Genomic DNA, 9,498 nt, shown 5'->3' on the forward strand with positions numbered 1-9,498 from the left:
AATGCGTCGCGCATTCAGAGGACGAAATGCGCCAGGGGTCAACCCTTGGTGACACCGCCCGTCAGGCCCTTCACGAACTGCTTCTGCAGAGCCAGGTAGAAGATCAGCACCGGCAGCGTCGCCAGGAACATCAGCGCGAACACGCTCCCGAGATCCGCCTGGTACTGGCCGATCGAGCGATAGATCCCGGTGGTGACCGTGGTTCCCTGACTCGGTCCGAGGATGATCAGCGGGTCGATGAAGTCGTTCCAGATCCACACCCCGAGGAAGATCAGCACACTCGCCGTGGCCGGGCGCAGCAGCGGGAACACGATCCGCCAGAACACCTGCGTCCGGGTCGCGCCGTCGAGCAGGGCGGCCTCCTCGAGTTCCACCGGCACCCCGCGGATGAACCCGGTAAACACGAAGACGCCGAACGGCACGTAGTACCCGACGTTGAACAGCACCAGGCCCTGCAGGGTCGCCATCATCCCGGTCAGGCGCAGCACCTCGGTGACCGGGATCAGGATCACCTGCGGCGGGATCATCAAGCCCGCCAACAGGATCAGCGCGAGCACCTTGGTCCAGCGCCGGTCCGAGCGCGCCAGGTAGTGGCCGAGCATGGCCGAGAGCACGGTCAGCACGATGATCGACAGCAGGGTGACGAGCATGCTGTTCGCCAGGCTCACCCAGAACAGGCCGTCGGGCCGGGTGAGCACGGCGTGGAGGTTGGTCAGCGTCGGTGGCAGCGGGACCGACGCCGGCTCCTGGGCGATCAGGTCGCCGGGCTTGAAGACGTTGACGAGCACGTAGTACAGCGGCACGAAGAAGATCGCGCTCACCAGGATCGCCACGGTCGGGCGAAGCCACGAACGCCGGGCACCGTCCTTTGTGGTCACAGGTCGACCTCCCGCCGCCGCAGGAACCGCAGCACGATCGTGGTCAGCGTCGCCACGATCACCAGCATCACGACGGCCATCGCGGACGCGTAGCCGACGTGGTTCGCGTCGAGGCCGGTGGCGAGGACGTTGAACGCGATGGTGGCGGTGGTCCCCGAACCCGGCCCACCGTTGGTGACGACCTTGACGTAGTCGTAGGTCTTGAACGCGGAGATCAGCAGGACGACGGTGTTGATCGTCAGCGATGGCGCGAGCAACGGCCAGGTGACCGCGCGGAAGCGCCGGACCGGTCCGGCGCCGTCGATCTCCGCCGCCTCCAGCAGTTCGGCCGGGATGCCCTGCAGCCCCGCCAGGTACACGACCACGCAGAACCCCAGCATCTGCCAGCACACGATCGACGCGACGGAGTACAGCGCGAGGTCCGGGTCCGAAAGCCAGCCCGGCGGATGCTCGACGCCGAGAGCACGCAGGACGTCGTTGACCGGGCCCCGGTCGTCGAGCAGTTTCGTCCAGATGATGCTGACCACGACCGAACTGAGGATCACGGGCGTGAAGAACACGCTCCGCAAAGCGTTGTACAGCAAGCCTTTCCGGTCGAGCAGCAGCGCGACGCCGAGGCCGAGCACGTTCGGCACGACCACCACGATCAGGGTCAGAAGCGTGGTGACCCCGAGCGCGGTGAGGAACTGCTCGTCCTGGAAGAGCAGCTTGTAGTTCTCCAGCCCCACGAACTCCGAGGGCGGGTTGAACGGGTTGTGGTTCGTGAGGCTGTAGCCGAAGCTGATGAGAATCGGCGCCATGACGAAGCAGAGGTAGACGACGACGCCGGGTGCGCCGAACGAGGCGAAATGCCACACCCGTGGCAGGATCGGTTTTCTCGCCATCGTGGGGTCAGCGCGCCTTCGTCCACTCGGCGTCCAGGAACGCGCACGCGTCGGCCACCGTTTTGCGGCCGGTGATGACGTCCTGCGCGGCCTGGTAGACCTTGTCCTTCATGCCGGGCAGCAGCCCGTCGTCCGCGGTTTCCCAGCTGAAGGCGTTCACGACGGCGTTCTTCGCCACGGCCTCCTGATAGAGGTCGTAGCCCGCCCTGAAGACCGGGCCGACGTCGGACGGCGGCGTGTAGCCCTTGATCGCGGGGAACAGGCCGTCGGCCTTGACCGAGGCGTCGATCTGCTCCTTGTCGAGCTGGAACGCGAGCGCGAACTTCCGGGCCGCGTCGAGGTTCGAGGACTTGGCGTTGACGACGATGCCGCCGCCGGTATAGGCGGGGACGACGAGTTTCCCGTCCTCGGAGGGGAAGTTGAAGACGCCGATCTCGAACGGCGGCTTCTTCGCGTCGGCGCTGGCGGCGAACCAGTTGCCCATCGGGTACATCGCGCCTTCGCCGTTGAGGAAGGCCGCTTCGGTCGCCGAGTAGTCCCGCGAGACCTGTGTCTTGTCGAGGTAGCCCTTGGCGACCAGATCGGCGAACTTGCCGAACGCCTGCTGGAAGGCCGGATCGGCGAACTTGACCTGGTCGGCCCGGCGCTGGGAAAGCCAGTCCGGGGTCTTGCCGTAGACCTCGACGCTCACCAGGCCGTCCAGCAGCATGGCGGACGGGAACCCTTCCTTGCCGCCGCCGATGGTGAACGGCGTGATGCCCTTCGCCTTCAATTTCTCTGACGCGGCGAGGAGTTCGCTCCAGGTCTTCGGCGCCGACGCGATCCCGGCGTCGGCGAAGAGCTTCTTGTTGTAGTAGATCGGCGGGATGGTCTGGGTGTTGGCGGGCAGCTGGTGGTGCCCGCCCTTGATCGGGTTGGCGCCGGGGAACTGGAAGTCCTTGAGCTCCTCGGGGGCCCACGCGTAGAGGTTGCCCGATTCGGCGAACCCGGCCGAGTCGACGGCGATCGCGACGTCGGGGAACTGGCCGGACTGCAGGAGCTGCTTGGCGTAGCCGGTGCGGTCGGTCGACGGGGCGACCAGCTTCTTGACGTTCAGGCCGGGGTTCCGGTCCGTGACGCGCTTGATCGCGGAGTCCCAATAGGACGGTGGCAGGTTCGGTGTCTCGAACGTCAGGAAGGTGATCTCGCTGCCGGAGCCACCCGTGCCGCCACCGACCGTGCAGCCGGTGAGGCTCGCGGCGAACAGGAGCGCCGCTCCCCACGCGAAGGACCTTCTCATGCCCCAGTCACCCTTCTCGCAGCGATGCACGGCGTCTCATATACGACGGCATTCGATCGGATGTCTAGGGGGATGTCAAGCGGCCGGATGTGGACTTTGCGAGCGAAATCGGGACATACATCTGATCTATCGTGTTGCTCAGAGCTTCGTCAGCCGGATGACCACGCTCGCGAAATCACCGTCCGGCAAGCCCGGGAACAGGCCGTGTGCCAGCAGCGCGGCGCCGTGCCACACCTGTCCGGTGTCGTCGTCGCGGTACCGGGCGGAGGGGGCGAGACCGTCGAGCCGGACCGGTCGTTCGTGGGTGTGGAAATGTGCCGCTTGCCGGAACACGAACACGACCGCGCGCTCGCCGTCGGCCGCCACGTACTGCAGTGCGGAGACGCCGTCGGTGTCCGGCGGCAGCAGCCGGTGGAGCCTGCCGTGCTGGACGACCGGCCGGATCTCCTTGTACAGCGCGATCTGTTCGCGCGCGTAGGCGAGGTCTTCCTCGGGCCATTCGACGATGTCGCCGCCGATGCCGAGCACGCCCGCCATCGCGACGTGGAACCGGAACCGCAACGGGGTGGACCGGTGGGTGACGAAGTTGGGGTCGTCGGTGACCCACGCCGACATCGCGCGCGCCGGGTACACCTGGCCGTAGCCGTGCTGGATGACGAGCCTGTCGAGCGAGTCGGTGTTGTCGGACGTCCAGACCTGGTCCGTCCTGGCCATGACGCCGAAGTCGATCCGGCCGCCACCGCCGCTGCACGCCTCGATCCGCAGCCCGGGATGGGCCGCGCGTAGGCGGTCCATGATCCCGTAGACCGCGCGGGTGTGCTCCACCCAGAGCCGGTCCTGGTCGCCGTCGTCAGGCCAGCCCGCCTCGCTGAACGGGCGGTTCATGTCCCACTTCAGGAAGTCGATCCCGTACTCGCCGACGAGAGCGTCGAGGCTGTCGAACGCCCACCCGGCGACGTCCGGGCGGGCGAAGTTGAGCACCAGTTGCCGCCGCAGCTCCGACCGTGTCCTTTGTGGATAGTGCAGGACCCAGTCCGGATGCGCGCGGTACAGCTCGCTGTCCGGGTTGACCATCTCGGGTTCGACCCAGAGCCCGAACTTCATGCCGAGCCCGTGCACTTCGCCGACCAGCGGTTCGAGGCCGCCGGGGAACTTGTCACGATTGACGTGCCAGTCGCCGAGGCCGGCGTGGTCGCCGTCGCGGGCGCCGAACCACCCGTCGTCCATCACGAACAGCTCGACACCGAGCGCCGCCGCCTTCTTCGCCAGCTCGCGCTGTCCGGCTTCGGTGACGTCGAAACCCGTTGCCTCCCAGGAGTTGTAGAGCACGGGCCGGAGTTCGTCGGGATGAGGGAGGACGTGACGGAGGGCGTACGCGTGCCAGGCGCGGCTCGCGGCACCGAATCCGCCGTCGGTGTACAGCCCGGCGAAAACCGGTGTGGTGAGCGTGTCGCCGGGGTTGAGCCGGGGGACGACACCGTCCTGGCCGAAGCCGCCGGTCACGGTGAGACGGCCGGTGGACGAGCGGGTGGTGGTGATCCGCCACGAACCGCTCCACGCGAGCGCGGCGCTGTAGACCTCGCCGTGCCGCTCGGTCGCTTCGCCGTCGTCGAGCATCACCCACGGATTGGCGTGATGGCCGGTGATGCCGCGCCTGCTGCCGAACGTGGTCTCGCCGTGGGGGACCGGTTCACGGAGCAGCTGGCTCTCCGCGGCCCAGCGTCCGGTGACGTGGCTGATCCGGTAGTCCGGCCGGACCGGGACGACCCAGGTCGCCGAGTCGGCGCGGATGACCTCGATCGGGCCGTCCGGGCCGTCGTGGGTGAGCTCGGTCCAGCGCTCGATGACGTCGGTCCCCGCCGGGACGCGGTAGCCGAGCGTGATCCGCAGGGGGTAGTGGCGATCGCGGAAACGGACGCGCAGCATTCCGTCGTCGATGTCGTGGTCGAGGTAGCGCCATTCGAGGGCGCGGGTTCCGTCGGCGAACCGGAGCTGGAGGGCGGGGGTCCAGTAGCGGGTGCCGCCGTCCGCGGCGAGTTCGTCCAGGCCCTCGTTGGGATCGTTGAAGGCGTCCCAGCGTTCCTTGGTCCGGGGGAGGACATCGGCGAGCTGGTCCGGGGTGAGCGCCGGACCCCAGTACACGTGGGACGGCGCGTCGTCCTCGGTCAGTCTGAGCGCGTAGCCCGTGGCCGCCGTGCGGATGAGCCAGGACCGGGTGCCCGCGTCGAAAGCGATCTCTGCCACGCCGCCATCCTGACGGCGAATCCCGGTGGCGGCCAGTTGGCTCCCGCTCGGCGGTACACGGGTTGTCGCGATTCGGGTGCGGCAATGCCGCACACGCGTGCTTGGAGGCGGAACTCGGGTGCTTGAGCACGGGACTCGCGTGCTTGGAGGCGGAACTCGGGTGATCTGACGCCAGACACGTGAGTTCCGGGCTCAAGCACGCGAGTTCCGGGGCCAGACACGTGAGTTCCGGGCTCAAGCACGGGAGTCCCGGGGTCTCCGTCAGCCGCCGACCTTCGCGATCGCCACGATGTTCTCCGGCCGCACCCGCACGATCACCTTCCCCGGCGACGTCGCGTACGCCAGCCAGCCCTCGATCGCCTCCGGCCCCGCCTCCCCGAGGTACCGCTGAGCGATCAGCTCCGAACCCGCGCGCACCCCATCGGCATCCGAAACGATCTCCGCCACCCCCTCGACACTCACGAACGAGAACGGCGGACGCGGATCGTCGGCGACCACCGAAACACGCGGGTTCTCCTTGAGCGCCTTGCCTTTGACGGTGTCCGCGCCCAGGTTGACCAGGATGTCGTCCCCGTCGACGGCGAACCAGACCGGGACCGCGTGCGGCCTCCCGTCCGGGCGGACCGTCGCGAAGACGGCGGTGCGGGTGCCTTCGGCGAGAAAGGCGCGGCGCTGGTCGTCGGTCATCTTCTCCGGCATGGCTTCATCCCTCCAGGGTGGCGTCCAGGCCGAAGGCCGGGAACAGGTGGCTGTCGAAAGTGGTGAACTCCGCGGCCTTGCCGTCGACGACACGGAGGACGTCGAGCTTGAAGGCGCGGAAGAGGGTGTCGCCGGGACGGCGCAGGTACGAGGCGAAGGCGGGCATCCGGTTGGCGTCGACTTCGACGGCACGCCATTCGCCCATCTCCTCGGCGATCCTGCCGTGCCTGGCGAGGTGCTCGAGTCCGATGTAGCAGTTCGGCTCCGGCGGCATGGTGTGGCGGACGTCGTCGCGGACCAGGCTGCTCATCGTGCTGAAGTCACCGTTGTCGTGGGCCTCGATGAGCCGCCGGACCAGCGCGCGTTCCTCTTCGGACGGTGCCGCCGCCGTCCATTCGCCGCGCTGCTGCGGAAGGCGTTCACGCAGCGTCGCGCGGCCGCGCTGCAGGGCGCTGTTCGCGGCGGGGACCGAGAGGTCGAGCAGGGAGGCGGTCTCGGCGGCCTGCCAGCCGAGCACGTCGCGCAGGATCAGCACCGCGCGCTGCTGCGGAGGCAGCATCTGCAGGACGGCGAGGAAGGCGAGTTCGATGGTCTCCCTGGCGACGGCGAGCGCGTGCGGTTCGGCTTCGGACGGCGCGATCTCGTCCAGCAGGCGGTCCGGATACGGCTGGATCCAGGGGACTTCGGCGAACGAGCGCAGCGACGGCACCCGCCGGTCGCTCTTGCGGATCGCGTCGAGGCAGGCGTTGGTGGCGATCCGGTACAGCCACGCGCGGAAGTTCCCGCCGTCGAAGGTGCCCAGCCCGCGCCACGCGTTGAGCAGCGCCTCCTGGACGACGTCTTCCGCCTCGTCGAACGAGCCCAGCATCCGGTAGCAGTGGACGTGCAACTCCCGCCGGTGCCGTTCGGTCAGCGCGGCGAAGGCGGTCTCGTTCCCCGCCTTCGCCGCGGCGACTGTTTCGTCCGTGTCGGTCATGGCGCCTCCCATCGAGTGTTCTTACCCGATGTAACGGCGCCCTTCGGCCGAACTCATCGGTCCCGCGATGACTTTTTTCGCGGGACCGTGAAACCGCAGGTCAGGGGCGGTTGGTGAGGTAGCCGCCCATGGTGTGGAAGTACTCGGTCGCGGCGAGTTCGGTGCCGTCCTCGGTCCGGACCCGCTCGATGACGAGCCCATGCGACCGGCCGCGCCGCGCTTCGGGGCCGGCCACGATCACGACGCCCTCACCCTCCCGGATGAAGATCCGGCCCGGGGTGCCGCCGTAGAGGCCCGTCGACACCGAGGAGCGGACGACGCGCAGCTGCTTCCCGCGGTGGTAGGCGAAGGCGTTGGGATACGGGTCGGACTGCGCGCGGACGAGCCGCTCGATCTCGTCGGCGGGCCAGGTCCAGTCGATGAGGCTGTCCTGGAGGGCGCGCTTGTGGAAGAAGCTGGCCTTCGACCTGTCCTGTTTGACCGGGGTGAAGTTCCCCTTCGCGATCAGCTCGATGGCGTCGGTGGTGATCGGCGCGATGAGGTCGACCGTCCGGTGGAAGAGATCGGTGGTCGTGTCCTTCGGGCCGACCGGGACCGAACGCTGCAGCACGATGTCGCCCGCGTCGAGGTCGGCGTCCATCAGGTGGGCGGTGAGCCCGACTTCCTTCTCGCCGTTGATGAGCGCCCAGATCAGCGGCGAGAAACCGGCGTAGGCGGGCAGCAGCGAGTCGTGGACGTTCAGCGTGCCGTGGCGCGGCATCTCGAAGATCTCGGGCGGCAGCCAGGTGCGCCAGTTGTTGGCGACGATCAGGTCGAGATCGGCTTCCTTCAGCTCCGCCAGCAGTTCCGCGTCGTCGGGCCGCTGGCGCAGCAGCGCGCGGATCCCGTTGGCCTCGGCGAGATCCGCGACCGAATCGGACCAGATCTTCTCGTACGCGTGGTCACTCTTCGGGTGGGTGACGACGAGGGCGACGTCGTGGCCCGCGTCGATCAACGCCCGCAGGGTGCGGTGTCCCCAGGTCTGGTATCCGAACATGGCGACCCGCATGGGACCGGCCTCCTCCTGGTCGAGGGATGAACATCACCACTGAAAGTACTAGTTGAGCCTCACCTAACTTAGGTTAGGGTTCCCTGGTCTTTATGTCGAAGTACCGAGATGCGGCTGAGCCGCGCAAGGGGTTCAAGATGGCACGAGCAGTGGTCGGTGAACGGGTTCCGGTCTACGACGTGGTCGGGGTCGGGTTCGGGCCCTCGAACCTGGCGCTCGCCATCGCGGTCACCGAGCACAACGCCGCGCCCGGAGCCGAGACCGTCACCGCTCACTTCCTCGAGCGCCAGCCCCGGTTCGGCTGGCATCGCGGGATGCTGATCGACAACGCCACCATGCAGGTCTCCTTCCTCAAGGACCTGGCGACGATGCGGAACCCGACGAGCTCCTTCAGTTTCCTGTCGTATCTGCACAGCAAGGACCGGCTGGTCGACTTCATCAACCACAAGAACCTGTTCCCGTTGCGGATCGAGTTCCACGACTACTTCGAATGGGCGGCGGAGAAGGTCGACGACCTGGTTTCCTATGGCACCGAAGTGCTTTCGGTCACTCCGGTGTTCGATGGCGACGAGATCGTGTTCTTCGACGTCCACGCCCGCACCGACGGCGAACTGGTGAACCTGCGCGCCCGCAATCTGGTGATGGGCACCGGACTGCGGCCGAATCTCCCGGAAGGTGTGACGCCGGGCACTCGCATCTGGCACAACAGCGAACTGCTGCACCGCGTGGAGGGCATGACCGCCGAGGAGCCGCGCCGGTTCGTGGTCGTCGGCGCCGGCCAGAGCGCGGCGGAGGTCAGTGCCCTGCTGCACGACCGCTTCCCGAAGGCCGAGGTGTGCGCGGTGTTCGCGCGGTACGGCTACAGCCCGGCCGACGACAGCGCGTTCGCGAACCGGATCTTCGACCCCGAGGCGGTCGGGCGGTTCTACGAGGCGCCGGAAGAGGTCAAGGACCGGCTGATGCGCTATCACGGCGCGACCAACTACTCCGCCGTGGACATCGACCTGATCGACGAGCTGTACCGGCGTATCTACCGCGAGAAGGTGCAGGGGATCGAGCGGCTGAAGCTGATCAACGTCTCCCGTCCCACCGAGGTCACCGACACCGGATCCGACGTCCGGGTCACCATCGAGGCGCTGGAGACCGGGGAGCGGACCAGGCTCGACGCCGATTTCGTCGTGTACGCCACCGGGTACAGCCCGGCGGACCCGACGCCGCTGCTCGGCGAACTCGCCTCCGCCTGCGCGCGCGACGACGAGGGCAGGCTCCGCGTCGAACGCGACTACCGGATCGTCACCGAACCGCCGCTGGACGGCGGGATCTACCTACAGGGCGGCACCGAGCACACACACGGCATCACGTCGTCGCTGCTCTCCAACACCGCCGTCCGGGTCGGAGAGATCCTCCAGTCCATTGTGGACCGCCGGGCCGCGGGCGCGTCCCGGCCCGAATACGCGGTGAGCGGCACCGGACCCGTCTGACCCGCAGCG

At 68.0% G+C, this 9,498-nt stretch carries 8 protein-coding genes; 1 reads left to right on the forward strand and 7 read right to left on the reverse strand.

Features of this window, described 5'->3' with window-relative positions:
• Positions 1-38: 38 nt before the first annotated feature.
• From IE302_RS02520 to IE302_RS02550, 7 genes are all read right to left on the reverse strand, one after another.
• Positions 39-878 (reverse strand): carbohydrate ABC transporter permease, encoded by an 840-nt coding sequence (locus IE302_RS02520; RefSeq protein ID WP_191251321.1) that lies wholly within the window; start codon positions 876-878, stop codon positions 39-41.
• A complete protein-coding gene (locus IE302_RS02525) occupies positions 875-1,762 on the reverse strand; it encodes a carbohydrate ABC transporter permease (RefSeq protein ID WP_229907557.1) in 888 nt (295 codons plus the stop codon). The genes IE302_RS02520 and IE302_RS02525 overlap by 4 nt, the downstream gene beginning before the upstream one ends.
• Positions 1,763-1,769: 7 nt before the next feature.
• Positions 1,770-3,041: an extracellular solute-binding protein gene (locus IE302_RS02530; protein ID WP_191251323.1), complete on the reverse strand. Its 1,272-nt coding sequence runs from the start codon at positions 3,039-3,041 to the stop codon at positions 1,770-1,772.
• A gap of 138 nt (positions 3,042-3,179) precedes the next feature.
• Entirely contained in the window at positions 3,180-5,285 is a 2,106-nt protein-coding gene (locus tag IE302_RS02535; RefSeq protein WP_191251325.1) for an alpha-galactosidase, read from the reverse strand.
• 261 nt (positions 5,286-5,546) lie between these two features.
• Positions 5,547-5,984 (reverse strand): PPOX class F420-dependent oxidoreductase, encoded by a 438-nt coding sequence (locus IE302_RS02540; RefSeq protein WP_191251327.1) that lies wholly within the window; start codon positions 5,982-5,984, stop codon positions 5,547-5,549.
• Between the two features lie 4 nt (positions 5,985-5,988).
• Positions 5,989-6,960 (reverse strand): RNA polymerase subunit sigma-70, encoded by a 972-nt coding sequence (locus IE302_RS02545; protein WP_191251329.1) that lies wholly within the window; start codon positions 6,958-6,960, stop codon positions 5,989-5,991.
• A 100-nt stretch (positions 6,961-7,060) separates the two neighbouring features.
• Positions 7,061-8,008 (reverse strand): methionyl-tRNA formyltransferase, encoded by a 948-nt coding sequence (locus IE302_RS02550; RefSeq protein WP_191251331.1) that lies wholly within the window; start codon positions 8,006-8,008, stop codon positions 7,061-7,063.
• Between the two features lie 137 nt (positions 8,009-8,145).
• On the opposite strand from IE302_RS02550, the gene IE302_RS02555 reads away from it, so the two are divergent.
• Positions 8,146-9,489, forward strand: coding sequence for a lysine N(6)-hydroxylase/L-ornithine N(5)-oxygenase family protein (locus tag IE302_RS02555; protein WP_191251333.1), 1,344 nt, complete (start codon positions 8,146-8,148; stop codon positions 9,487-9,489).
• The last annotated feature ends 9 nt before the right edge of the window (positions 9,490-9,498 follow it).

Source organism: Amycolatopsis oliviviridis, from assembly GCF_014654365.1.
GTDB classification, from domain to species: domain Bacteria; phylum Actinomycetota; class Actinomycetes; order Mycobacteriales; family Pseudonocardiaceae; genus Amycolatopsis; species Amycolatopsis oliviviridis.

Coding starts and splice junctions, on each gene's coding strand:
- IE302_RS02525 (WP_229907557.1), bottom strand. CDS start 1,762: ATGGCGAGAAAACCGATCCTGCCACGGGTGTGGCATTTCGCCTCGTTC.
- IE302_RS02530 (WP_191251323.1), bottom strand. CDS start 3,041: ATGAGAAGGTCCTTCGCGTGGGGAGCGGCGCTCCTGTTCGCCGCGAGC.
- IE302_RS02540 (WP_191251327.1), bottom strand. CDS start 5,984: ATGCCGGAGAAGATGACCGACGACCAGCGCCGCGCCTTTCTCGCCGAA.
- IE302_RS02545 (WP_191251329.1), bottom strand. CDS start 6,960: ATGACCGACACGGACGAAACAGTCGCCGCGGCGAAGGCGGGGAACGAG.
- IE302_RS02550 (WP_191251331.1), bottom strand. CDS start 8,008: ATGCGGGTCGCCATGTTCGGATACCAGACCTGGGGACACCGCACCCTG.
- IE302_RS02555 (WP_191251333.1), top strand. CDS start 8,146: ATGGCACGAGCAGTGGTCGGTGAACGGGTTCCGGTCTACGACGTGGTC.